General features: G+C 70.1%; 19 protein-coding genes. 6 read left to right on the forward strand and 13 right to left on the reverse strand.

Going from position 1 to position 24,195, the window contains the following annotated elements; genetic code table 11:
* The first annotated feature begins 75 nt into the window (after positions 1 to 75).
* Positions 76 to 1,086 carry a hypothetical protein gene (locus QQA12_RS15620; protein WP_056930973.1) on the forward strand — a complete coding sequence of 337 codons (1,011 nt, stop codon included), beginning with the start codon at positions 76 to 78 and terminating at the stop codon, positions 1,084 to 1,086.
* 690 nt (positions 1,087 to 1,776) lie between these two features.
* Here QQA12_RS15620 and QQA12_RS15625 read toward each other — a convergent pair.
* A complete protein-coding gene (locus QQA12_RS15625) occupies positions 1,777 to 3,132 on the reverse strand; it encodes an AMP-binding protein (RefSeq protein WP_289211192.1) in 1,356 nt (451 codons plus the stop codon).
* Positions 3,133 to 3,336: 204 nt separating this feature from the next.
* Here QQA12_RS15625 and QQA12_RS15630 point away from each other — a divergent pair, with 204 nt between their 5' ends.
* From QQA12_RS15630 to hemF, 4 genes are all read left to right on the forward strand, one after another.
* Positions 3,337 to 5,700, forward strand: a complete 2,364-nt coding sequence (locus tag QQA12_RS15630; RefSeq protein WP_226049806.1) for a S9 family peptidase — start codon at positions 3,337 to 3,339, stop codon at positions 5,698 to 5,700.
* Positions 5,701 to 5,810: 110 nt separating this feature from the next.
* Positions 5,811 to 6,227, forward strand: a complete 417-nt coding sequence (locus QQA12_RS15635) for an NUDIX domain-containing protein (RefSeq protein ID WP_226049807.1) — start codon at positions 5,811 to 5,813, stop codon at positions 6,225 to 6,227.
* 41 nt (positions 6,228 to 6,268) lie between these two features.
* Positions 6,269 to 6,847, forward strand: coding sequence for a hypothetical protein (locus QQA12_RS15640; RefSeq protein ID WP_162486493.1), 579 nt, complete (start codon positions 6,269 to 6,271; stop codon positions 6,845 to 6,847).
* A 22-nt stretch (positions 6,848 to 6,869) separates the two neighbouring features.
* The gene (gene hemF / locus QQA12_RS15645) at positions 6,870 to 7,814 is read left to right on the forward strand and encodes an oxygen-dependent coproporphyrinogen oxidase (protein WP_056930976.1); all 945 of its coding nucleotides are present in this window, start codon (positions 6,870 to 6,872) and stop codon (positions 7,812 to 7,814) included.
* Between the two features lie 33 nt (positions 7,815 to 7,847).
* Here the strand turns inward: hemF and QQA12_RS15650 are convergent, their stop codons facing one another.
* On the reverse strand, positions 7,848 to 8,342 hold the full coding sequence (locus tag QQA12_RS15650) for a YetF domain-containing protein (RefSeq protein ID WP_056930977.1): 495 nt from the start codon (positions 8,340 to 8,342) through the stop codon (positions 7,848 to 7,850).
* A gap of 580 nt (positions 8,343 to 8,922) precedes the next feature.
* Positions 8,923 to 11,691 (reverse strand): DNA polymerase I, encoded by a 2,769-nt coding sequence (gene polA / locus QQA12_RS15655; RefSeq protein ID WP_226049808.1) that lies wholly within the window; start codon positions 11,689 to 11,691, stop codon positions 8,923 to 8,925.
* Positions 11,692 to 11,782: 91 nt separating this feature from the next.
* Here polA and QQA12_RS15660 point away from each other — a divergent pair, with 91 nt between their 5' ends.
* Positions 11,783 to 12,070, forward strand: coding sequence for a DUF2782 domain-containing protein (locus QQA12_RS15660; protein ID WP_226049809.1), 288 nt, complete (start codon positions 11,783 to 11,785; stop codon positions 12,068 to 12,070).
* A 182-nt stretch (positions 12,071 to 12,252) separates the two neighbouring features.
* On the opposite strand, the gene QQA12_RS15665 is transcribed toward QQA12_RS15660, so the two are convergent.
* The 10 genes from QQA12_RS15665 to QQA12_RS15710 all read right to left on the reverse strand — a co-directional run bounded on the left by QQA12_RS15665 (position 12,253) and on the right by QQA12_RS15710 (position 24,159).
* Positions 12,253 to 12,702, reverse strand: coding sequence for a universal stress protein (locus QQA12_RS15665; protein ID WP_226049810.1), 450 nt, complete (start codon positions 12,700 to 12,702; stop codon positions 12,253 to 12,255).
* Positions 12,703 to 12,812: 110 nt separating this feature from the next.
* Positions 12,813 to 15,002 carry a DNA helicase II gene (gene uvrD, locus QQA12_RS15670; RefSeq protein ID WP_226049811.1) on the reverse strand — a complete coding sequence of 730 codons (2,190 nt, stop codon included), beginning with the start codon at positions 15,000 to 15,002 and terminating at the stop codon, positions 12,813 to 12,815.
* 40 nt (positions 15,003 to 15,042) lie between these two features.
* Positions 15,043 to 16,431 carry an FAD/NAD(P)-binding protein gene (locus tag QQA12_RS15675; protein ID WP_226049812.1) on the reverse strand — a complete coding sequence of 463 codons (1,389 nt, stop codon included), beginning with the start codon at positions 16,429 to 16,431 and terminating at the stop codon, positions 15,043 to 15,045.
* Between the two features lie 161 nt (positions 16,432 to 16,592).
* Positions 16,593 to 16,760 carry a 50S ribosomal protein L33 gene (gene rpmG, locus QQA12_RS15680; protein ID WP_172675037.1) on the reverse strand — a complete coding sequence of 56 codons (168 nt, stop codon included), beginning with the start codon at positions 16,758 to 16,760 and terminating at the stop codon, positions 16,593 to 16,595.
* A 10-nt stretch (positions 16,761 to 16,770) separates the two neighbouring features.
* Positions 16,771 to 17,007, reverse strand: coding sequence for a 50S ribosomal protein L28 (gene rpmB / locus QQA12_RS15685; protein WP_054668347.1), 237 nt, complete (start codon positions 17,005 to 17,007; stop codon positions 16,771 to 16,773).
* A gap of 215 nt (positions 17,008 to 17,222) precedes the next feature.
* Entirely contained in the window at positions 17,223 to 17,909 is a 687-nt protein-coding gene (locus QQA12_RS15690; protein WP_226049813.1) for a hypothetical protein, read from the reverse strand.
* Positions 17,910 to 17,967: 58 nt separating this feature from the next.
* A complete protein-coding gene (locus QQA12_RS15695) occupies positions 17,968 to 18,600 on the reverse strand; it encodes a cation transporter (RefSeq protein WP_226049814.1) in 633 nt (210 codons plus the stop codon).
* A 102-nt stretch (positions 18,601 to 18,702) separates the two neighbouring features.
* Entirely contained in the window at positions 18,703 to 21,876 is a 3,174-nt protein-coding gene (locus tag QQA12_RS15700) for a CusA/CzcA family heavy metal efflux RND transporter (protein WP_056930996.1), read from the reverse strand.
* Positions 21,877 to 21,895: 19 nt separating this feature from the next.
* Positions 21,896 to 22,891, reverse strand: coding sequence for an efflux RND transporter periplasmic adaptor subunit (locus QQA12_RS15705; RefSeq protein ID WP_054668354.1), 996 nt, complete (start codon positions 22,889 to 22,891; stop codon positions 21,896 to 21,898).
* On the reverse strand, positions 22,888 to 24,159 hold the full coding sequence (locus QQA12_RS15710; protein ID WP_056930984.1) for a TolC family protein: 1,272 nt from the start codon (positions 24,157 to 24,159) through the stop codon (positions 22,888 to 22,890). Before QQA12_RS15710 ends, QQA12_RS15705 begins: the two co-directional genes overlap by 4 nt.
* Positions 24,160 to 24,195: the final 36 nt, after the last annotated feature.

A 24,195-nucleotide genomic window follows, 5' to 3' on the forward strand; every position in this document is an offset into this window, starting at 1 on the left:
GTCCCTGCTCCCCTGCACCGCTCCCGCTCCCACGTTCGCCCCCGCCGCCGGTCGCCCTGGCCGCCGGAGCGCGCGATGAACGCGGTTTCCGGCTTCGTGCCCGCCGCCGGGCTGGAGGTGGACTACGCGGACCCGGCGCAGCTGCCGGTGCTGCTGGCCGATCCGCGGGTGCTGGCGGTGTTCGGCTTCCAGGCCGGCGACGGCGCGCCCGCCAGCGACGACCCGCGCTACCTGCAGGTCGGCCTGCAGCCGGACGGCGCGCCGCGGCTGGAGGTCTGGCGCAGCACCGGTACGGTACACAGCGGCCGCGAGGCCGACGGCCTGGCCTGGGCCAGCGACGGCGCACTGATGTTCGGCGCGCTGCAGATCGACGAATCGCGCCACGGCGGCATCCTCGAGGCCGGCGAGCACGCCTATGCGCGGCTGCTGTCGGCCCTGCCCGGGCAGGGCTATCCGCACCTGCTGCGGATCTGGAACTACCTGGACGCGATCACCGACGGCGATGGCGACGACGAGCGTTACCGCCAGTTCTGCGTGGGCCGCGCGCGCGGCATCGGCACCATCGATCCCGGCACCCTGCCGGCGGCGACCGCCATCGGCCGGCTCGACGGCGTGCGCGTACTGCAGGTCTACTGGCTGGCCGCACGCGTGCCGGGCACGCCGCTGGAAAACCCGCGCCAGGTCAGCGCCTGGCGCTATCCGCGCCAGTACGGCCCGCAGTCGCCCAGCTTCGCCCGCGGCATGCTGGCCGCACCGGGCAGCAGCTTGCCGCTGCTGCTGTCGGGCACTGCCAGCGTGGTCGGCCACGCCACCCTGCACGGCGAGGACACGCTGCGGCAGCTGGAGGAGACTTTCGCCAACCTCGATGCGCTGGTCGGCACCGCGCGCGCGCGCCTGCCGTCTCTGCCGGCGCATTTCGGCGCGGGCAGCCGGCTGAAGGTGTACGTGCGCGATGCGGCCGAGATCCCGGCGATACGGCAGGCGCTGGCGCGGCATCTGCCGCCGGAGGTTGCGTACATCGTGCTGCACGCCGAAGTGTGCCGGCGCGACCTGCGGGTGGAGATCGACGGGGTCCACGGCGCCTGACCGCGGTTGCGGTAGCCGTTGCCGTTGCTCCCCGCTTTTGACTGCCGGGTCCCCTTCCGAAGCGACGGAGCCGGCGGGAATAACCCGAAGGGCGACGCACATGGATGTGCGTCGTTTTTCTACGCGACAGGGATGTCGCGTAGAAAAATCCCGCCGGCGGAGTGGACCCGGCGCACGTAGCGCGGCGGGCGCGTAGGCAGGGGCGTGTTTCTTTTGGCTACCTTTTCTTTGCACGAGCAAAGAAAAGTAGCTCGCGCCCCGAAGGGGAGCGAAAGCCTTTGATCCTGCTCCTGCCCTTGCTGTGCATCCCTTGGAGGTCTGTGCCAAAGCGATAGGCAGAGCCGGAGCCAACCATTAAGCGGAAGCTTGAAAGCAGAGCGTTCGCCTCTGCTTCGCAGGAGCGAGTTACTTCTCTTTGCTCGTGCAAAGAGAAGTAACCAAGAGAAAGCACGCCCTGCCTACGCGCCCACGGCACTGCGTGCCGCGGGTCCACTCCGCCGGTGGGATTTTTCGACGAGACATCCCTGTCTCGTCGAAAAACGACGCGCATCCATGCGCGTCGCCCTTCGGGTTATTCCCGCCGGCTCCGTCGCTGCGGAAGGGGACCCGGGAGTCAAAAGCCAGGGCAAAAACAAAATCACGGCAACTGCAACTGCAACTGCAACTGCAACGGCAACGGCAACCGCAGAACTATTCCCCGCCCCGCAGCAACGCCAGCACCGCATCCCTCGGCAATTTCCCCGTCTCGTTGCGCGGCAGGCACGCCACCCGGCGCAACGGCCGCGGCAGGAACACCGGGTCCATACCCGCGCGCAGTTCGCGCAGGATGTCCGCCTCCTCACGCTCCGGTGCCACCACCAGCGCCGCGATGCGGCCGACCGGCTGGCCCGGCTCCGGATCCAGCTGCACCACCACCGCGTCGCGCACCCCGGACACCGCCTGCAGGCGGCGGGTCAGGTCACCCAGCGAGGCGCGCTTGCCGGCGATCTCCAGCAGGTCCGCACGCCGGCCGCGCAGCAGGAAGCGCCCTTCCGGCAGCAGCTCGACCAGATCGGCCAGCACTACCGGGCCGGGCAGATGCGGGGCATGGACCTGGGTGCCGTCCTCCTCCGCCACCAGGCGCACGCCCGGCAGCAGCGTCCACGCCTGTTCACTGGCGGTGCGGCGGCGGGCGAAGATGCAGGTCTCGGTGGAACCGAACACTTCGCGCACTTCCGTGGCGAAGCAGGCTTCGGCCGCCGCGGCCAGCACCTGCGGCAGCGGCGCGGTGGCGGTGACGATGCCGGCCAGCGGCGGCAGCGCCACGCCCGATTCGACCAGCGCCTTGAGGTGCACCGGGGTGGTGACCAGCAGCCGCGGCGCCGGTACTTCGGCCAGCGCCTGCGCCACGTCCTGCGGGAAGAACGGGCGGCCGGCATGCAGTACCGCCGGCGCCAGCAGCGGCAGCAGCACCGACATCTCCATGCCGTACATGTGCTGCGGCGGCACCGTGGCGACCACCGCCGGGGTGCATTCGCCCCACAGGTCGCCCAGCGCCTGCAGGTTCTGTGCGGTGCTGGTCACGAACGCGCCCCAGGTCTTGGGGTTGGCGGCAGGCGCGCCGGTACTGCCCGAGGTGAAGCCGATGGCGACCCGCTGCGCCGCATCCAGCAGCGGGGCTTCGCCCGGCAGCCGCGGCAGTACCTCGGGCAACGCGAACCAGCCGTCCGGCAGGGGATCGGGCGCGCTGTCGCCCAGGCACCAGGCCTGGTCATGGCGCCGCTGCACGTCGGCCACCACCGCCGGCGCGCGCGAGGGCGGCAGCAGGTTCACCTGTCCGCGCAGGGCGATCGCGCAGAAACCGACCAGGAAGCGATACCGGTCCTCGCACAGGTTGACCGCATGGCGCCCGGGCGGCAGCAGCGCCGCCACCCCGCGTACATGCTCCAGGAACGTGGCCAGGTCGATCCGCGCGCCGGCCCCCGCCGCCAGCGGTCGTGCGGGGGCGCCAATGGCGAGGGGGTGCAGGCAGGAGGACATCGGATGGGCGGCGGGCACGCGGGACAACCTTGGGGGAAAACCGCCGCGGAACAAGGATGCGGCCGGCGCCCAGCATAGCCGCTGGCGGAAGCCGGACAAGCGCGACGGCGGCACCGGGCGGCCACCGCACCCGCCGCAGCCGCGGCTTGCCGGCCCGTCCATGACCTGTGGCCCAGCCCCGCGGCTGACCGGGCTGATAGGCTTTGCCGGTTTTCTTCACCGGTGCCCGCGATGTCCAGATTCCTGCCCCTGTCCCTGCTGTTGTTGGCCGCCGCCGGCGGTGCCCATGCCGCACCCACGCCGATCACCATCGAACAGGCGATGGCCGACCCGGACTGGATCGGACCGCCGGTGGAGTCGGCCTGGTGGTCGTGGAACGGCACCCAGGTCGAGTACGCGCTCAAGCGCAAGGGCAGCCCGGTGCGCGACACCTTCCGCCAGCCGGTGGCCGGCGGCGCGGCGCAGCAGGTCGCCGACGACCAGCGCGGCACCCTGGACGCGGCCGGCCGGGTCTACGACCGCCAGCGCCAGCGCATGGCCTTCGTGCGCAACGGTGACGTGTTCGTGCGTGACCTGCGCAGCGGTGCGCTAACCCAGCTCACGCGCGGCAACGAGCGCGCCTCGGGCGTGGACTTCGCCACCGATGGCGGGGTGATCTGGAACGTCGGCAACAGCTGGTACCACTGGACACCCGGCACCGGCGGCATCGCCCTGGTCGCCCAGCTCAAGGCCGAGAAGAACCCGGCCGACGCACCCAAGGCCGACGTGCTGCGCGACCAGCAGATGCGCACGCTGGAGACCCTGCGCCGCGACCGCGCGCAGCGCGACGCGCTGCGCGAACAGGGCGAGCGTTGGCGCCAGGCCGATCCGACCCGCGCGCCGGGCCCGCTTTATCTGGGCGCGGACGTGGAGATCGTGGACAGCGCGCTGTCGCCCGATGCCACCCACCTGGTGGTGGTGACCAAGCCGAAGAACTTCGAGGACGGCCGCGGCGGCAAGATGCCGCTGTACGTCACCGAATCCGGCTACGAGGAAACCGAGGACACCCGGACCCGCGTCGGCCGCAATGGTTTCGCGCCGCATGCGCTGTGGCTGGCCGACACCCGCACCGGCCAGGTCCGGCCGCTGCCGCTGGACGCGCTGCCCGGCATCGGCACCGATCCGCTGGCCGCGCTGCGCAAGGCCGCCGGCAAGGAACCGCTCAAGGGCAACCGCAGCGTGCAGGTGATGGGCGACTTCATGGGCGGCGGCATCCGCTGGAGCGCCGACGGCACACAGGCGGCCGTGATGCTGCGCGCCAACGACAACAAGGACCGCTGGATCGTCAGCGTCGGCAATGACGGCGGCCTGCACAACCGCCACCGCCTCACCGATCCGGGCTGGATCAACTGGGGCTTCAACGACTTCGGCTGGATGGCCGACGGCCGCACGCTGTGGCTGCTGTCCGAAGAATCCGGCTTCTCGCACCTGTACACCCAGGCGGGGACCGCGCGGCCGCGCGCGCTGACCAGCGGCAAGTGGGAGGCCTCCGCGCCGGTGCCGTCGGCCGATGGCAAGGGCTTCTACGTGCTGTGCAACCGGCAGGCGCCGCACGACTACGAGGTCTGCGGCGTCGATGCCGCCAGCGGCCAGGTGCGCGAGCTGACCAACCTCGACGGCGTGGAGGATTTCTCGCTCTCGCCCGACGGCCAGCAGCTGCTGGTGCGCTACTCCGGCGCCTACCTGCCGGCACAGCTGGCGGTGGTGCCGGCCACGGGCGGCAGCGCGCGCGTGCTCACCGACACCCGCAGCGCCGAGTTCAAGGCGCGGCAGTGGATCCAGCCGCAGCTGGTGGCGGTGCCGTCGCGGCATGGCGCCGGCGTGGTCTGGGCCAAGTACTACGGCCCGGCGCAGAAGGAGCCGGGCAGGAAGTACCCGATCGTGATGTTCGTGCACGGCGCCGGTTACCTGCAGAACGTGCACCAGCGCTATCCCACCTACTTCCGCGAGCAGATGTTCCACAACCTGCTGGTGCAGAAGGGCTACATCGTGCTGGACATGGACTACCGCGGCAGCGAGGGCTACGGCCGCGACTGGCGCACCGCCATCTACCGCAACATGGGCCACCCGGAACTCGAGGACTACCTGGATGGGCTGGAGTGGCTGGTGGACACCCAGCAGGGCGACCGCGACCGCGCCGGCATCTACGGCGGCTCCTACGGCGGCTTCATGACCTTCATGGCGCTGTACCGGGCACCGGGCACGTTCAAGGCCGGCGCCGCGCTGCGCCCGGTCGGCGACTGGCACCAGTACAACCACGGCTACACCAGCAACATCCTCAACACGCCGGACATCGATCCGGAGGCCTACCGCGTGTCCTCGCCGATCGAGTATGCCGAAGGCCTGCAGGACCACCTGCTGATCGCCCACGGCATGATGGATGACAACGTGTTCTTCCAGGATTCGGTCAACATGACCCAGCGCCTGATCGAGCTGCACAAGGACAACTGGTCGATCGCGCCGTACCCGCTGGAACGCCACGGTTACACCCGCGCCGATTCCTGGCTGGACCAGTACAAGCGCATCCTCAAGCTGTTCGAGGAAACGCTGAAGTAAGCGGCCGCGGCGGCCCTCGGCCGCCCTGGCTCCAGCCCCGCGGGAGCGGCAGTGCCGGCGGCCTGCCGCCGGCATCGCTCCCCGGGCATCTCCCGCGACAGGAACCGGCCGTGCCTCCCATCCGCATCGTCACCGCGGTGATCCTCGACGACGCCGGCCGCGTGCTGGTGGTCCGCAAGCACGGCTCGGACACCTTCATCCAGCCTGGTGGCAAGCGCGAACCCGGCGAGGATGCGCTGCACACGCTGGCGCGCGAACTGCACGAAGAGCTGGGCGTGACGCTGCGCCAGGCCCCGGTACGGGCGCTGGGCCGCTTCGAGGACGATGCGGTCAACGAACCAGGGCGGCGCGTGCAGGGCGAATCGTTCCTGGTGCAGGTGGACGGCACGCCGCATGCGCAGGCGGAGATCGCCGAACTGGCCTGGATCCCCCTGCGTCCACCCCATGAAGTGAAGCTGGCGCCGCTGAGCGAACGCCACGTACTGCCGGCGGCATGGCGGCTGGCGGGGGCTGGGCAACCGGGCTGAAGCCGGCGATAGTGCGCCCACCGCCACCACCAGCGCATCGCGTGATCCAGCCCGTCCCGCCGCCTCTCCGTCCCGCGTCCGCATCGGCCGCCGGCTTCATCGATGTCACCGCCCGCCTGTCGCTGGCGATGGCCGTGCTGTCCATCGCCTGGAGCCTGTTCCAGCTGCTGCTGGTCGTCCTCCTGGACCGGCTCGACCCGCTGGACTGGCTGCAGCGGCAGGGGCTGCCGGTGCCGGCGGCACTGCAGTGGGCCGCGCAGCATGCGCTGTCGCTGACCGTGCTGATGCTGCTGCTGTGCGTGGCTCTGCTCGCGGTGTCGTGGGCGATGTTGCGACGCTACGAGTGGGGGCGGATCGGCTTCATCGTGTTCCTGGTCGGGGTGGCCCTGGCCAACTTCGCCATGCTGCCGCTGGTGGACGGCATGTTCACCGCGATGCAGGCGATCATGCCGCCCGGCTTCCATGACTCGCCCGATGGTCGCCACGCGATGGCCCAGATGCAGGCCAGCCGCTGGACCGCCCTGATCAGTGCCGGCGTCACCGCGCTGGCGTTCGCCGGCCTGCACGCCTGGCTGGTGGTCAAGCTGTGCCGCGACGAGGTCCGCGCACTGTTCCGCTGAGCGCCTGCGCTACAGTACGCGCATGGACGATTTCGAACGCGTACGCGACTACCTCACCGGTCTGCAGGACCGTATCTGCCAGGCCATCGAATCCGCCGATGGCCGCGCCCGCTTCGTCGAGGACCGCTGGCAGCGCGCCGATCCCGGCACGCATCCCGGCGCACCCGGCTCCGTTGCCAGCCCCTTGCTTGGCGGCGGCGGCCGCACCCGCGTGCTGCGCGACGGCGCGGTGTTCGAACAGGCCGGCATCGGCTTCTCCGACGTTTCCGGCACCCGCCTGCCGCCGTCGGCCTCGGCGCATCGCCCGGAACTGGCTGGCGCCTCGTGGCGCGCCTGCGGCGTATCGCTGGTGTTCCATCCGCTCAATCCCTACCTGCCCACCACCCACGCCAACGTGCGCTACTTCCAGGCCGAACGCGACGGCAAGGCGGTCGCGGCCTGGTTCGGCGGCGGCTTCGACCTGACCCCGTTCTATCCGTTCGACGAGGACGTGCGCCACTGGCACCAGGTCGCGCACGACGTGTGCGCGCCGTTCGGCGCCGGGCGCTACGACGCGCACAAGCGCTGGTGCGACGAGTACTTCTTCCTCAAGCACCGCAACGAGACCCGCGGTGTCGGCGGCCTGTTCTTCGACGACCTGCAGGGTGATTTCGAAGCTGATTTCGCCTACATGCGCGCCGTGGGCGACGGCTTCCTCGACGCCTACCTGCCGATCGTCGCGCGCCGCAGGGACATCCCGTACGGCGAGCGCGAGCGCGAGTTCCAGCTGTACCGGCGCGGCCGCTACGTCGAGTTCAACCTGGTCTACGACCGCGGCACGCTGTTCGGCCTGCAGAGCGGCGGGCGCAGCGAGAGCATCCTGATGAGCCTGCCCCCGCGCGTGCGCTGGGAGTATGGCTACCAGCCCGAGGCCGGCAGCGACGAGGCGCGGCTGGCCGCGTACCTGGTTCCACGCGAGTGGCTGTGACCGCGGCACGGCCGGCCGCGTAGCCGGCGGCCGTCAGCCGGGCCCCTGCCCGTCCTGGCGGCGCGGCACGATGGTGATGTGGCCGTTGGTTTCCAGCAGCGCCAGTTCGACGTCCTCGATGCCACGGCATCCCTGCTGGCGCATGGCCGCGTCGAAATCGGAAGACGTGATCAGTTCGCGCCGCAGTACCGAGTCCAGCAGGCGGCCGTCGCGCGCGATCAGTACCGGCTCGCCCTCGACCAGGCGCTCCACGCGCCGGCTGCGGGTGGCGAGCCAGCCCACCGCATAGTTGATCGTGATCAGCGTCGCGGCCAGCAGCAGGCCACCGGCCAGCGAGGTGTCCTGCCCGAGCAGCGCGTTCTGTACCGCATTGCCCAGCAGCACGATCAGCAGCACGTCGAACGGCGTGATCTGCCCCAGCGCGCGCTTGCCGCTCAGCCGCACCATTCCCAGCACCACGGCATAGACCACGACCGCGCGCAGGATGAATTCCCACCACGGCATCGCCAGTGCGAACATGTCCGACATCGGTCTGCACCCCCTTCCTGTACGTTCCCCATGATGCACAGCCCGCCACGCCCGCGCACGATGGATGCGCCGGGGCGAGCACAAAAAAAAAGCCCCGCCGACCAGGGGGGGGTCGACGGGGCGGGAGGAGCGGCGATTTGGGGAGGAATCCCCGCTCCGAGATCTGCTCCAGGGGATGGGAGAGATCCGCGACAGGCGTTGCACCTGTCACGGTCTATATGACCACCGCGTACATTGATGGTTCGTGAAGAATGGCTATTTATCTCCGGATGATTAAGGAGTGATTCATCCGCAAAACGCGGTGCGCCGCCATTGCATATTGCATGCACGATGCAACGTTCCAGCAATGGGTGGATTCACCTGAAATCCGTGCTGCCGATCGCAAACCGGATGGCATGCATCACGAAACGCACTGGATGCCATTCGACGCGTAAATAGTTTCGATATCGTGAAATCCGGGGCCCGGCATCGGCAGCTCCGCATCCGTTGCGCCCTGCGCGCCTGCATTCCGGGCACGCCAGCGCAGGCAGGGCCTCCACCGCGCCGCCACGCGGCGCCGGTGGAGCAAGGCAAGCGATGCCTAGTGCGCTTCGTCCCAATTGTCGCCGACGCCGGTATCGACCACCAGCGGCACCCGCAACCGGGCCGCGCCGGCCATGCGCGATTCAACTTCCGCGCGCAGCGTGTCGATGAAATCCACGTCGGCCTCGAACACCAGTTCGTCGTGCACCTGCAGGATCATCTGCGCACGCGCGCGGTGGCCGGCCAGCCAGTCATCCACGCTGACCATCGCGCGCTTGATGATGTCCGCGGCGGTGCCCTGCATCGGCGCGTTGATCGCGGCGCGCTCGGCCCCGGCGCGCAGGCCCTGGTTGCGCGCATGGATGTCGTTCAGGTACAGGCGGCGGCCGAACAGGGTTTCCACGTAGCCCTGCTCGCGCGCCTGCACGCGCATGCGCTCCATGAAGTCGCGCACCGCCGGGTAGCGGCTGAAATACAGCGCCACGTAGTCCTGCGCCTGGCCGCGGTCGATGCCCAGGTTCTTGGCCAGGCCGAACGCGCTCATGCCGTACATCAGGCCGAAGTTGATGGCCTTGGCGGCGCGGCGCTCGTTCGCGCTGACGTCCTCCAGCTTGCGGCCGAACACCTCGGCGGCAGTGGCACGGTGCACGTCCACGCCCTGCTCGAAGGCACGGATCAGGCCGGGGTCCTCGGACAGGTGCGCCATGATGCGCAGTTCGATCTGCGAATAGTCGCAGGCCATCAGCCTGCGTCCCGGCGGCGCGACGAAGGCCTTGCGGATGCGGCGGCCATCGTCGGTGCGGATCGGGATGTTCTGCAGGTTGGGATCGGACGAGGACAGCCGCCCGGTGGCGGCGCCCGCCTGGTGGTAGCTGGTATGCACGCGGCCGGTGTCGGGATTGACCATCTCCGGCAGCTTGTCGGTATAGGTGCTGCGCAGCTTGGCCAGGCCGCGGTATTCCAGGATCACGCGCGGCAGCTCGTGCTGCTCGGCGATGGCTTCCAGCGCCTCCTCGTTGGTGCTCGGCTGGCCCTTGGGCGTCTTCACCAGCGCCGGCAGGCCCAGCTCGTCGAACAGCACCGCCTGCAGCTGCTTGGGCGAATCCAGGTTGAAGCTGCGCCCGGCCAGTGCGGTGGCCTTCTGCTGCGCGGCGAGCATGCGCGCGGACAGGTCGGCGCTCTGCCGCCGCAGCTCGGCGCTGTCGATGCACACGCCGTTGGCCTCGATGCGCGCCAGTACCGGCACCAGCGGCATCTCGATCTCGCGGTACACCTTTTCCAGCGCCGGTTCGGCGGCCAGCTGCGGCGCCAGCGCGCGATGCAGGCGCAGGGTGATGTCGGCGTCCTCGGCGGCATAGTGGCCGGCCTCGTCGATGCCGACCTGCGAGAACGAGATCTGCTTGGCGCCCTTGCCGGCGACGTCCTCGAACTTGGTCGTGGTGTAGCCCAGGTAGCGCTGCGCCAGCGAATCCATGTCGTGGCGGGTGGCGGTGGAATTGAGCACGAAGCTCTCCAGCATGGTGTCGTCGGCGTAGCCGCGCACCTCCACGCCGTGGCGCCGCAACACGTGGATGTCGTACTTGCCGTGCTGGCCGAGCTTGCGCCAGCCGGCGTCCTCGAGCAGCGGCCGCAATGCGTCCAGCACCTGCGCCGACGGCAACTGCGCGGGCGCGCCCGGGTAGTCGTGGCCGACCGGGATATAGGCACCGGTACCCGGCTCGACCGCCAGGCTCACGCCGACCAGCCGCGCGCGCATCGCGTCCAGCGCATCGGTCTCGGTGTCGAAGGCGAATTCGGGCGCCGCCTGCAGGCGCTCGACCCAGGCACGCAGCCGTTCATCGCTGAGCACGGTCTCGTACTCGCCCTTGCCCGCCATCGCCGGGTCGGTCACGGGCGGCGCCGGGCCGTCCCCGCCACGCGCGAAGCCGGCGGCGGTGCCGCGCAGGCTGACCTTGGCCTCGTCGGCCGCGGCCGGCGCCGCGATGCCACCCAGTTCACGCAGCGCCTGGGTGAAGCCGTAGCGGCCGTACAGTTCGCGCAGGCTGTCCACGTGCTGCTCGCGCAGGCGCAGGTCGCGCGGCCCCTGCTCCAGCGCCACGTCGGTGCGGATGGTGACCAGCTCGCGGTTGAGCGGCAGCCGCGGCAGCGCCGCGCGCAGGTTCTCGCCGATCTTGCCCTTCATGGCGGCCGCGGCGGCCATCACGCCGTCCAGGTCGTTGTACTCGGCCAGCCACTTGGCCGCGGTCTTGGGGCCGCATTTGTCCACGCCGGGCACGTTGTCCACGGCGTCGCCCATCAACGCCAGGTAATCCACGATCTGGTCGGCGCGCACGCCGAACTTGTCCATCACCGCGGCATCGGAATCGGTCCGGCTGCCGGTCATGGTGTTGACCAGGATCACGCCCGGGCGCACCAGCTGGGCGAAGTCCTTGTCGCCGGTGGAGATGGTCACCTCCAGCCCGTCGGCGGCACCGGCCAGGGCCAGGGTGCCGATCACGTCGTCGGCCTCCACGCCGGGCACGCGCAGGATGTCGATGCCCAGCGCGTGCACGATGTCGCACATCGGCTGCACCTGGGCACGCAGTTCATCGGGCATCGGCGGGCGGTTGGACTTGTACTCGGCGTACAGGTCGTCGCGGAAGGTCTTGCCCGGGGCATCGACCACGAAGGCCACGTAGTCGGGCTTTTCCTTCAGCGTGGCGCGCAGCATGTTGACCACGCCGAACAGCGCGCCGGTGGGCTCGCCGGCGGCATTGGACAGCGGCGGCAGCGCGTGGAACGCGCGGTACAGGTAACTGGACCCGTCGATCAGGACTAATCTGCTCATGCGACGATTCTACGCGGCCGGCCTGCGCACGACGCGCGCACTGGCCGCAGGCAGGCATAATCAGGAGACACCGATGCGAGGAGCCGCCGTCATGAAACACCTGCTGCTGATCCCCCTGCTCGCCCTGGCCGGTTGCGCCAGCATGGGCCGGGACGCCGATGTGCCGCCGGTCGACGTGACCGGCGCCGACGTCACCCGCCGCAGCCTCGACAACGGCGACACCATCGAGGAATACCGCGTCGGCAGCCAGCTGCGCATGGTCAAGGTCACCCCCGCGCGCGGAGCGCCGTTCTACCTTTACGACCGCAATGGCGACGGCCGCCTGGACAACGACAAGGACGGCGTGTCGCCGGTCTACTGGAAGCTGTACAGCTGGTGATCGCCTCCGCCGCCGCGGCGGGCATGGCCTGCCGCGACCGGCACCGGCGGACACGGAAAAGCCCCCTTCGGCAACAATGGCATTGAAGGGGGTACGCTGAAAACGGGGAAAGGGCGGCAGCCTTGTCCGCAGGAGGGCGCAGTCGCCCTCCCGCCGGATCGATCAGCGCCGGTACGGCGACCTCAGCGGATCACCAGCACCGGCACCTTGCTGCGCGCCAGCACTTCGGCGGTCTGGCTGCCGAGCAGAACCCGGGTCATGCCGCGGCGGCCGTGCGAGGTCATCACCAGCAGGTCGCTGCCGCAGGCATCGGCGGTCTCGATGATGCCGTCGGCCGCATAGCGGTCGAGCACGTGGTGGCCGATCACCTCGGCCACGCCGGCCGCACGCGCGGCGTCCAGCGACGGCTGCAGGATCTTCTGCGCCGCGGCCTCGCGGTCCTGCTTGTATTCGGGGCTGGCTTCGTAGCCGGCGCTCCAGCCCATGGCGTCGTACATGCCCACCGCCCACGGCTCGGAGACGGTGACGATGTCGACCTTGGCGCCGAGCTGCGCCGCCAGTTCCAGGCCCTTCTGCAGGCCCTTCATGGCCAGTTCGGAACCATCGATCGCGATCAGGATGCGCTTGTACATGGCGGTGTTCCTTGGCAAGGGTGGCAGGAGAGCATTACACACCCGCGCCCGCCCCGGCGCATTGAGCCTGATCAAACGGCCGGGCGCGGGCGACCGGCGCGCTGCGGCGCCTAGAGCACGTTCAGGTTGGCGTAGGCCATCACCAGCCACTTGCTGCCGGCCTCGGCGAACTCGACCTGCACCCGTGCATGCGCGCCGCTGCCTTCGTAGTCGGTGACCACGCCCTCGCCGAACTTGGGGTGGCTGACGCTGGCACCCAGGCGGATCGCCGGCGCCTCCAGCGCGGCATGGCCGCTCACCCGGCTGCTGCCCAGCGAGGCCGGGCGCGAAACCTGCACCTTGGGCCGCACTTCGTGCAGCAGTTCGCGCGGGATCTCGCGCAGGAAGCGCGACGGCAGGCTGTAGTTGTCCTGGCCGTGGATGCGGCGCGACTCGGCGTAGCCCAGCACCAGCTTCTGCCGGGCGCGGGTGATGCCGACGTAGGCCAGCCGGCGCTCTTCTTCCAGCCGGCCGCTTTCCTCCAGCGAGCGCGCGCCCGGGAACAGCCCTTCCTCCAGCCCGGCCAGGAACACCAGCGGGAACTCCAGGCCCTTGGCCGAATGCAGCGTCATCAGCTGCACGCCGTCCTCACCGGCCTGAGCCTGGCCTTCGCCGGCCTCCAGCGAGGCGTAGGACAGGAAGGCCACCAGCTCGCTCATGTCGGCGGCGCCCTCCTCGTCCTGGTCGCGCTGGACGAAGCGCGAGGCCACCGAGACCAGTTCGTCGAGGTTGTCGCTGCGCGATTCGGAGTCGAGCGTGTTGCGGCTCTCCTTGCTCCAGTGTTCACGCAGCGCCGAGCGCACCAGCACGTGGTCGATGCGCTCGGCCAGGGTCATCTGCGTGGTTTCGCCGCCGATCTGCTGGACCAGGTTGAGGAAACCGGCCAGCGCGTTCCTGGCACGTGCGGCGAGGTCGCCGCCCTGGGTGGCGAGCATCGCCGCCTCCCACAACGACAGCGACTGCGCGCGCGCGACGCGCCGCACTTCGTCCAGGGTGCGCTCGCCGATGCCGCGCGCCGGCGTATTCACCGCGCGCTCGAACGCCGCGTCGTCGTTGCGGTTGGTCAGCAGCCGCAGGTAGGCCAGCGCGTCCTTGATCTCGGCGCGCTCGAAGAAGCGCATGCCGCCGTACACGCGGTACGGCACCTGCTCGGACAGCAGCGCCTCTTCGAAGGCCCGCGACTGCGCGTTGCTGCGGTAAAGCACGGCGATGTCGCCGTAGCTGCCGCCGTCGCGCACCCACTGCCGCGCACGCTCGACCAGGTAGCGCGCCTCGTCCATCTCGTTGTAGGCGGCATACAGGTCGATCGGCTCGCCATCGCCGCTGTCGGTCCACAGCTGCTTGCCGATGCGGTCCGGGTTGTGCGCGATGACCGCGTTGGCGGCGTTGAGGATGTTGGCGCTGGAGCGGTAGTTCTGCTCCAGGCGGATGGTCTGCGCGCCCGGGAAATCCTTCAGGAAGCGCTGCACGTTCTCGACCTTGGCGCCGCGCCAGCCGTAGATGGCCTGGTCGTCGTCGCCGACCACGAACACGTGGCCCGAGTCGCCGGCCAGCACGCGCACGAAGGCGTACTGGATGGCATTGGTGTCCTGGAACTCATCGACCAGGATCTCGCCGAAGCGGGCGCGGTAGTGGGCCAGCAGGGCCGAGTTGTCGCGCAGCAGTTCGTGCGCGCGCAGCAGCAGTTCGGCGAAATCCACCAGCCCGGCGCGATCGCAGCGCGCCTGGTACTCGATGTAGGCCTGGCGCATGGTTTCCAGCCAGGCATCGTGCGGCTCGGGCTGGATGTGCTGCGGGCGCCGGCCTTCGTCCTTCTGCGCGTTGATCCACCACGCGATCTGCTTGGCCGGGTACTTGCCGTCGTCCAGTTCCAGCGCCTGCACCACGCGCTTGACCAGCCGCAGCTGGTCGTCCGAGTCCATCACCTGGAACGCTTCGGGCAGCCGGGCATCGGCCCAGTGCAGGCGCAGCAGACGATGGGCCAGGCCGTGGAACGTGCCGATCCACATGCCGCGCGCACCGTTGCGCAGCTGCAGGTCGATGCGCTGGCGCATCTCGCCGGCGGCCTTGTTGGTGAAGGTCACCGCGAAGATGCCGTGGGTCGGCACGCCGTGCACTTCGTTGAGCCAGGCGATGCGGTGGGTGAGCACGCGGGTCTTGCCGGAACCGGCGCCGGCAAGGATCAGGTAATGGCCGGGGGCAGCGGAAACGGCCTCGCGCTGGGCCGGGTTCAGCCCATCGAGCAGGTGGGAAACATCCATCGGCGCATTCTACGGGAAAGGCCCCGGCGGCACCGTGCGTTCAGCCCCGTGGCGGCAGCAGCCGGGCGGCCGCCTGCGCCGCCTGCACGCGCAGCTCGGGTATCGCCAGGCTCTCCCACAGGCGACCGATGCGCAGGCTGCCGAGCACCTGTACGCGCGGCTCGGCCACGCCGTCCGCATCGAGCAGGCTGCCGTCCGGCGCGCTGTCGATGCCGATGCCGTGCGGGCCCGGGCGGGCGGTGCCACTGCCCAGCATCTGCTGCAGCAGCGGATTGCGCATGGCCTGCGCGCGCATCTCCACGCCGGTGGCGTTGATCACGCAGTGCGCATCGATCTCGAACGGCTGCCGTCGCCGGTCGAGCGCGCCCAGGCGCACGCAGGCGCCTTCGGCGATGGCGGTTTCCAGGCGGCCGCGGTGCAGGTGCAGGCGGCCCTGCCGCTGCAGCTCCAGCAACTGCGCATGCACCGGCACGGCGATGCGGTGCCGGTGCACGTCCCAGTAGCGCACCACGTGGCGCAGGAAGCGGCGCTGGTCGTCCAGCGACAGCGATTGCCACAACGCCTGGCCCAGCGGCCGGATGCGCTCCATCACGTTCTGCCACGGGATGCCGCGCTGCGCGGCCTCGGCCGCATGCAGGCGCAGCGCGCGCACGCGCTGGCGCAGGCCCATGGCCAGCAACGGCTCGGGATCGTAGTCGGCGGCCGGGCCCTGCGCATGCGGCAGCGGCAGCAGCGCGTGGCGCGAAAGCACGTGCACCTGCCCGCGATGCCCGCAGGCGGCAAGCGACGCCACGCTGTCGGCCATGCTCAGCCCGGAGCCGACGATGGCCACGTCGGCGCTGGCGGCGACGTCCTGCACCGCGTCGTAATCCCAGGCCTCGATGCGTTTGCCGGGCGGCACCGCGCTGGCGCCGCGGGCCGGCAGCGGGCGCAGCGCGTTGCCGGTACACAGCGCCACCGATCCGGCCAGCAGCGCCGGGCCCGCATCCAGCTGCAGCACGATGCCGGCGGCGTGGCGTTCCAGCGCCTGGACCCGCGCCGCGCGCACGTCCAGCAACGCCGGGCTGGCGTCCACCGCCTGCTGCAGGCGCTGCCGCAGGTACGCCGCGTAGTGGTGGCGGGCGACGAAGGCACGCGCCAGCACCTCGCGCTCGACACCGGGGAATGCGTCCTGCGCGAGCAGGTAATCGAGGAAGTCGTCGGGACGGTCGGGGAAACCGCTCATCCGGCCGGCGGGTACGTTGAGCAGGTGCGCGGGGTGGCGCGTGGCGTAGGCCACGCCGCGGCCGAGCGGCAGCTGCGGCTCGACGATCACCACGCGCAGCGCGCGGGTGGCGCCGCGCAGCACGCCGATCGCCACGAGCACGCCGGCGGCGCCGCCGCCGATGACCGCGATGTCGCAGGCCTGCGTCTGGTCGGAAACTGTCATGCGCCGATTGTAGGCGATGCCGCCACCACCGCCTGATGCCGCCGGCGCATGTGCTGATGGTGGCCCGATGGCCTGCCGACAGCCTGCCCATGGCCCTGAAACACGGAACCCGCCTTGCGGCGGGTCCGGTGTGGAACGGCGATCCAGGCAATCCTTGCGGATTACTTGATCTTGCCTTCCTTGTACATCACGTGCTTGCGGACCACCGGGTCGTACTTCAGGAATTCCATCTTCCCCGGGGTGTTCTTCTTGTTCTTGTCGGTCGTGTAGAAGTGGCCAGTGCCGGCCGAGGAAATCATACGGACCTTATCGCGCTTACCTGCCATGATGGTTTACTCCTCAGACCTTTTCGCCGCGCGCACGCAGCTCAGCCAGAACGGAATCGATGCCGTTCTTGTCGATGGTGCGCAGTGCATGCGCGGAAACACGAAGCTTGACCCAGCGGTTCTCGCTGGCGACCCAGAAACGACGCTCGTGCAGGTTCGGCTGGAAACGACGACGGGTCTTGTTGTTGGCATGCGAGACGTTGTTACCCGTCTGCACCTTCTTGCCGGAAACTTGGCAAACTCGGGACATTGCGCACCTCGGTAATGTCGGTTGTCTCTTCCTTGGCCAGGAAGAGGGCGGCCCCGGCGGTTGCCCGCCACGTGTCATGGGAATCAAGGGGTTACGCTGACGAGGGTGGGCGGATGACACGTTCCCGGCCACCGATCCGGAGGTTTCCGGACACAGCGAGCCGGTAATTATGCCGGGCCAGGGCCCCGAGTGCAAACCACCGGCCGTGGCCGGCCCTAGCGGGGCGCGAAATCCAGGCTCCGGCGCCAGCGCAGCGGCGTGCCGGCCCGATCCGGGTCCGGCGGAAACAGGCTCAGGTAGCCGGCGGCGATGGCGCGGTCGCGCAGGCGTTCACCCACGCCTTCGGCCACTTCGACCTCCACATGGGTGACCTTGCCCTGCGGATCGACGTCCATCGCCCAGACCAGCCGGCCCGCCCATTGTTCCGGGGCGATCGAGGCATCGTAGTTCGGGCGCCCGGCGACATAGGGAACGTCGCGCTGCTGGAACAATGGCGAGTCCTCCAACCGTGGATCGACGCGGATCGTCGCCGTGTTGCTGCCACCGTCGCCGAGAACCACATGCGCGGTCCAGTCTCCCGGCCGGCCGCCGCTGCCCAGGTCGGCCCGGTAGCACCGCTTGGCGCCACGGTAGTCGTCATGATGCTGCAGGGACACCCGCTTGCCGTCGGCATCGCGCAGCTCCAGTTGCAGGCCGCCGACATCGCCGGTCGCGGCAGTGGCGGCCACACAGATCTGGTGCTCGTGATCGCCGGTCATGACGAACTGCCGGGTCTGCTGGCGGGCAAGCGCGTCAGCCGGGGTCCTGGACCACAGGAACTCGATGTAGATGCTGTTGTCCTGCGCGGCGGCCGGGCCGCACAGCGACAACAGGAAGGGCACGACAAGACGGCGCGCTCGCATGGGTCCGCTCCCTGGAGGTACCGCAGGACTCTAGCCAGCCCGGCAGGTGCAGATCAAATCAGTACGCGCGCGCCTGCGCGCCACGCAGTTCACGCCAGGCCGTGCGCGCCACCTTCCAGGCCGAGCGCAGGAACAGCAGCAGCAAGGCCACCGCGATCAGCAGGTCCGGCCAGCCGGCACCGAACGCCCACACCGCCAGCGCGGCCAGGATCACCGCGCCGCCTTCGTAGACATCGTTCAACGAACACGCCCAGGCCGATGCCAGGTTGATGTCGCCCTGGCGATAGGGCCACAACAGGCGCAGGCACAGCAGGTTGGCGGCAAGGTTCAGCAGCGCGGCGATGCCCATGCTCTCGAACAACGGCAGCTGCGGATGGGCCAGCTTCCAGCCGATGCCCACGGCCACCGCGATGGCCGCGCACAGGATGAAGGCCGCCTTGAGCAGCGCAACCCTCGCCTTGGCGGCAAGGCCGGCACCGACCACCGCCAGGCTCAGCGCGTAGGTCAGCGCGTCGCCGAGGTTGTCCAGGCTGCCGGACAGCAGCGAAGCCGAACCGCTGTGCCAGGCCGCGGCCATCATCATCACGAAGGTCAGCAGGTTGATCGCCAGCACCCACACCAGCACCCGCCGCTGGCGGGCCTGCATGCGCCCGACCTCCAGGGTTCGGCCACAGCCGCAACAGTCGCTCATTCCGGTTCCAGACCCGATGTCCGGGCCAATTTTCCCACCGGCGGGCACGGATTGCAGCGCCGCGTCCCCGGCCCACGCCGAAGGCGTGGACCGGGGACGGATTCACGACTCGCGGCGATGCAGCCAGCGGTACAGCACCGGCAACACCAGCAGCGTCAACAGGGTCGAGGACACGATGCCGCCGATCACCACCGTGGCCAGCGGCCGCTGCACTTCCGAACCGGCGCCGACGTTGAAGGCCATCGGCACGAAGCCCAGCGACGCCACAAGAGCGGTCATCAGCACCGGCCGCAGGCGGCCCAGCGCGCCTTCGCGCACCGCCTCCAGCAGCGGCCGCCCCTGCTCGCGCAGGCTGCGCACGAAGCTGATCATCACCAGCCCGTTGAGCACCGCCACGCCGGACAACGCGATGAAGCCCACGCCGGCCGAGATCGACAACGGAATGCCGCGCAGGGCCAGCGCCAGCACGCCGCCGGTCAGCGCCAGCGGCACCCCGCTGAACACGATCGCCGCATCCTTGCCCGAGCCGAACGCCCAGAACAGCATCGCGAAGATCAGGGTCAGCGTCACCGGCACCACCACCGCCAGCCGCTGGCTGGCCGAGATCATCTGCTCGAAGCTGCCGCCGTAGTCGATCCAGTAGCCGGCCGGCAGCTGCACGCGGCTGTTGATGGCCTGCTGCAGTTCGCTGACGAAGCTGCCCAGGTCGCGGTCGCGCACGTTGGCGGTGACCACGATGCGACGCTTGCCGTTGTAGCGGTTGATCTGGTTGGGGCCTTCGCTGGCTTCGATGCTCGCCAGTTCGCGCAGCGGCACCGTGCGCGGGTTGCCGGTGAACACGCCGGCGGCGACGCCACGGCTCAGTTCATCGGCATTGCCGCTGGCCAGCGCGGTTTCCAGCGACACCGGCAGGTCCGCCAGGGCCGCTGGATCCTGCCGCAGTTCCTCCGGCAGGCGCACCACGATATTGAAGCGGCGGTCCCCCTCGAACAACTGCCCGGCCACCTGCCCACCCACCGCGGTGGCCACCGTGGACTGCACCTGGCCCGGGTTCAGGCCATAACCGGCGAGTTTCTGCCGGTCCGGGGTAACGGTGAGCAGCGGCAGGCCGCTGGTCTGCTCCAGCCGCACGTCGGCGGCACCGGGCACGCCCGCGGCCACCTTCTCGATGCGGCGCCCGACTTCCGTCAGCGTGTCCAGGTCGTCGCCGTAGAGCATCACCGCCACGTCGGCGCGCACGCCGGAGATCAGCTCGTTCATGCGCATCTGGATGGGCTGGGTGAACTCGTAGTTGTTGCCCGGCATTTCCTCCACCGCCCGCTCCAGCTCGGCCACCAGCTCGGCACGCGGCTTGCGTGGGTCAGGCCACTGGCTGCGCGGCTTCATCATGATGAAGGTGTCGGCCACCGACGGCGGCATCGGGTCCGACGCGACTTCCGCCGTGCCGACCCGGGAGAACACCTTGGTCACCTCCGGGAACTGCAGCAGGCGCAGCTCGATCTGCCGCTGCATCTGCAGCGACTGGGTCAGGCTGGTGCCGGGGATGCGCATGGCCTGCATCGCCACGTCGCCCTCGTCCAGGTTGGGCACGAACTCGCTGCCCAGCCTGGTTGCCAGCAGGCCGCAACCGATCACCAGCGCCAGCGCGCCGGCCACCATCCAGCTGCCGCGGCGCATGGCCAGGTCGAGCAGCGGCTGGTAGCGCCGGCGCAGCCACGCCATCAGCCGGTTCTCCTTCTCCTGCACGCGGCCGCCCAGGAACAGCGCGATTGCCGCCGGCACGAAGGTCAGGCACAACAGCATCGCCCCGCTCAGCGCCAGCACCACGGTGATCGCCATCGGGTGGAACATTTTTCCTTCCACCCCGGTGAGGGCGAAGATCGGCAGGTACACGGCGGTGATGATGCCCAGGCCGAACAGGCTGGGACGGATCACCTCGGCGGTGGCGGCGGCGGTCTCGGCGAAGCGCTCGGCGTGCGTCATCGCCCGGCCCAGCGCATGCGTGCGCTCGCCGAAGCGGCGCAGGCAGTTCTCGATGATGATCACCGCGCCGTCCACGATCAGGCCGAAGTCCAGCGCGCCCAGGCTCATCAGGTTGGCCGACACGCCGCCGCGCGCCATGCCGGTGAGGGTGAACAGCATCGCCAGCGGGATCACCGCGGCGGTGATCAGCGCCGCGCGGAAGTTGCCCAGCAGCAGGAACAGCACCACGATCACCAGCAGCGCGCCTTCCAGCAGATTGCGGGCCACGGTCTCGACGGTGCGCTCCACCAGCGCGGTACGGTCATAGCTGGCGGTGACGGTCACGCCTTCGGGCAGGCTGCGCTGCGCCTGTTCCAGCCGTTCCGCCGCGGCCTGGGCCACGTCGCGGCTGTTGGCGCCGATCAGCATCACCACCGTGCCCATCACCACTTCGTGGCCGTTCTGGGTGGCCGCGCCGCTGCGCAGCTCCGGGCCTTCGGCGACGTTGGCCACGTCGTGCACGTGGATCGGCACGCCCTCGCGGCGGTCCAGCACGATGTTGCCGATCTGCTCCAGGTCGGCGACCTGGCCGGGGATGCGCACCAGGAACTGCTGGCCGTTGCGCTCGATGTAGCCGGCGCCCACGTTCTGGTTGTTGGCCTCGACCGCGGCGGCGACGTCCTCCAGGGTGAAGCCCAGCGCACGCAGCTTTGCCGGGTCCGGGGTGATGTGCACCTGGCGCTGGAACCCACCGATGGTGTTGACCTCGGTAACGCCGGGGACGTTGCGCAGCTGCGGCCGGATCACCCAGTCCTGCAGGGTGCGCAGATCGGTGGCGGTGTAGGGGGTGCCATCGGGCTTGCGCGCCTCGGGGTCGGCGTCGATGGTGTACATGAAGATCTCGCCCAGCCCGGTGGCGATCGGCCCGAGTTGCGGGTCGAGGCCGTCCGGTATCTGCGAGCGCGCCTGCTGCAGGCGTTCGGCCACCTGCTGGCGGGCGAAGTAGATGTCGGTGCCGTCCTCGAACACCACCGTCACCTGCGACAGCCCGTAGCGCGACAGCGAGCGCATGTAATCCATCTTCGGCAGCCCGGCCAGCACCATCTCCACCGGGAAGGTGATGCGCTGTTCGGTCTCCAGCGGCGAGTACCCAGGCGCGGCGGTATTGACCTGCACCTGCACGTTGGTGATGTCGGGGGTGGCGTCGATCGGCAGGCGGGTGAAGCTCCAGACGCCAATCAGCACCAGCGCACCGGTCAGCAGCAACATCAGCCAGCGATGGGCGATGGCCGTGGCGACGATGCGTTCGAGCAGGCCTGCGCGCGGCGTGGCATCAGTGTTCATGGCCTGCCCCCGCCTTGCCGATGTCGGCCTTCACCGTGTAGCTCTGCTCCACGACCACTTCCTCACCGGCTTGCAGGCCGGCGCTGACCGCCACCTGGCGGGCGTCGCGCGCGCCGAGCGTGACCGGCCGCGCCTGGTAGGTATCGCCCTTGCGCACGAACACCACGTCGCGTCCGTCCATGGTCTGCAGCGCGGTCAACGGCACCACGATGGCCGCCGGCGCACTCGCCACCACGATGCGCGCACGCACCGCCGCGCCCGGCCGCCACAGGCCGTCGCTGTTGTCCACGGTGGCGCGCGCCACCGTGCTCTGGCTGGCGGTGGCGGTGCCCGGCAGCACCCGCTCGAGACGGGTGGTCTGGCTGGCGCCATCGGCCATGCGGGTGACGGTCACCGGCACGCCGGCGGTGATGTGCTGGGTATCGGCACCGAAGATATGCAGGTCCACCCACAGCTGTGACAGGTCGCCGATCTCGAACAGCGGCTGGCCTTCGGCGGCGATGCCGCCCACCCGGGCCTGGCGCGACAGCACCACGCCGGAGATCGGTGCGCTGACGCCGTAGGTGGTCAGGCTCAGGTTGCTGTCGATGCTGGCCAGCGGCTGGCCGGCACGCACGCGGTCGCCGACGTTGGCCAGCAGCGCGCGGATCGGGCCGGGGAAGCGCGCGGTGACCTGCGCGGTACGGCCGTCGATCGGCGTCAGCAGGCCCTGTACCTCGTGCTCGTCGACGATGGTGCCCGCGCCGGCGACGGCACTGACGATGCCTGCCGCCTTGGCGCGCTCGGCGGGAATGGTGGTCTGCTCGGGGCCGCCGTCCGCGTCGGCGTGGCCGTCGTCATCGGCATGCCCGGGTTCTTCCTGCGCGGCAGCGTCCGCTGCCTCGGCGGGAGCGGCGGGTTTGTCGCCGCAGCCGGCAAGCGCGGCAGCCAGTACGGCCAGCGCGGCCAGGCGGAACAGGGGGGAGAGATGCGGGGAAGCCTTCATGGCGTGTTTCCTTCGGAAGCGGTTGCGACCAGGGGCTGCCCGGTCAGGCGCTGGATTTCGATCAGGGCGGTCTGCGCGGCGAGCGCGGCATCGAGCTGGCGCTGGCGCGCCTCGATGCGCATGGCCTGCAGCTGGCCCCACTCCATGTAGCTGATGGCACCGGCGCGCCAGGCGGTCTCGGCGGCCTTCTCGGCGCGTTGCAGCTGCGGCAGCACGTCGCTGCCCATGCGCGCCACTTCCAGTCGCGCGGTGCCGTAACGGCCGTGGGCCTCGGCCAGCGTCGAGTACAGCTGCAGCGCGCGTGATTCGCGCTGCACCGCGCTCATCGCCAGCTCGGTCTCGGCGGCGCGGATCTCCGGCCCGGCGCGACGGGCGGTGCCCAGCGGCATGCTGAAGCCACCGACCAGTCCGTTGTCGCCGCTGGCGCGGCTGTTGCGCACGCCCATTTGCCAGGACAGGTTTCCGCGCAGTTCGCTGCGCGCCAGTTGCAGCTGTGCCTCGCGCACGCGCGCCTCACCGGCGATGACCGCCAGTTCCGGCGTATCGGACAGCAGCGTCGCCAGTTGCTGGAAATCCTCCAGCGCCGGCAGTTGCAGCGGCTCGCCGCTGACTTCGGTGAAGTCGGCTTCGCGCGCGTTCCACAACGCCGCCAGGGCCATGCGCGCGGCGCGCTCGGCCTGCTCGGCGCGGTCGCGGTCGAGTTCGGCCTGGGCCAATGCGGCCTGCGCGGTCATCAGCGTCGATGCGGGCGACGCACCGGCCAGCATGCGCACCCGCGCGGCGGCGACCGCACGACGACGCTGCTCGATGTCGTCCATCGCGATCCGGCGCTGGCCGCGCGCAGCGGTGACGGCCAGGTAGCGGCGCGCCACCTCGGCCATCAGGTCCAGGCGGGTGACCTCGCGCTGCGGGGCGATCGCGTCGATGTTGGCCTGGGCCAGCGCGCGGCGGGCATCGAGCTTGCCGCCGCGCTCGAGCACGCCGGCCAGCGAAACGGTGACTTCGCTGGCATCAAAGCCGCGGTTGACGCCGGTGCCGAGGGCGTTTTCGACATCGACGCCGAACACCAGCGGTGGCTTGAAGCCGGCGCCCTCGTAACGGGCCTCGGCGGCGGCACGCTGCAGGACGGGCAGGCGCAGGTCGGGATGGGTACGGGCGACGCGGCTGACCGCCTCGTCCAGGGTCAAGGGTGCAGGCGGCGACGACACCTGCGCGAAGGCGCACGGTGCGATCGCCAGGGCCGCAAGCGCGGCCAGGCGTTTCCACATGGGGGAATCTCCGGATTTCGGCAAAGGATCGGGACG

Origin of the sequence: Stenotrophomonas sp. 17(2023) (assembly GCF_030345315.1) — a bacterium.
Classification (GTDB): Bacteria; Pseudomonadota; Gammaproteobacteria; order Xanthomonadales; family Xanthomonadaceae; genus Stenotrophomonas; species Stenotrophomonas acidaminiphila.

Bases quoted from the DNA above. Each gene is read 5' to 3' on its own strand.
- QQA12_RS15675 (WP_226049812.1), bottom strand. From the start codon at position 16,431: ATGACAGTTTCCGACCAGACGCAGGCCTGCGACATCGCGGTCATCGGC.
- rpmB (WP_054668347.1), bottom strand. From the start codon at position 17,007: ATGTCCCGAGTTTGCCAAGTTTCCGGCAAGAAGGTGCAGACGGGTAAC.
- hemF (WP_056930976.1), top strand. From the start codon at position 6,870: ATGGACGATTTCGAACGCGTACGCGACTACCTCACCGGTCTGCAGGAC.
- QQA12_RS15695 (WP_226049814.1), bottom strand. From the start codon at position 18,600: ATGAGCGACTGTTGCGGCTGTGGCCGAACCCTGGAGGTCGGGCGCATG.
- QQA12_RS15665 (WP_226049810.1), bottom strand. From the start codon at position 12,702: ATGTACAAGCGCATCCTGATCGCGATCGATGGTTCCGAACTGGCCATG.
- QQA12_RS15710 (WP_056930984.1), bottom strand. From the start codon at position 24,159: ATGTGGAAACGCCTGGCCGCGCTTGCGGCCCTGGCGATCGCACCGTGC.
- QQA12_RS15650 (WP_056930977.1), bottom strand. From the start codon at position 8,342: ATGTCGGACATGTTCGCACTGGCGATGCCGTGGTGGGAATTCATCCTG.
- QQA12_RS15705 (WP_054668354.1), bottom strand. From the start codon at position 22,891: ATGAAGGCTTCCCCGCATCTCTCCCCCCTGTTCCGCCTGGCCGCGCTG.
- uvrD (WP_226049811.1), bottom strand. From the start codon at position 15,002: ATGGATGTTTCCCACCTGCTCGATGGGCTGAACCCGGCCCAGCGCGAG.
- QQA12_RS15660 (WP_226049809.1), top strand. From the start codon at position 11,783: ATGAAACACCTGCTGCTGATCCCCCTGCTCGCCCTGGCCGGTTGCGCC.
- QQA12_RS15690 (WP_226049813.1), bottom strand. From the start codon at position 17,909: ATGCGAGCGCGCCGTCTTGTCGTGCCCTTCCTGTTGTCGCTGTGCGGC.
- polA (WP_226049808.1), bottom strand. From the start codon at position 11,691: ATGAGCAGATTAGTCCTGATCGACGGGTCCAGTTACCTGTACCGCGCG.
- QQA12_RS15630 (WP_226049806.1), top strand. From the start codon at position 3,337: ATGTCCAGATTCCTGCCCCTGTCCCTGCTGTTGTTGGCCGCCGCCGGC.
- QQA12_RS15620 (WP_056930973.1), top strand. From the start codon at position 76: ATGAACGCGGTTTCCGGCTTCGTGCCCGCCGCCGGGCTGGAGGTGGAC.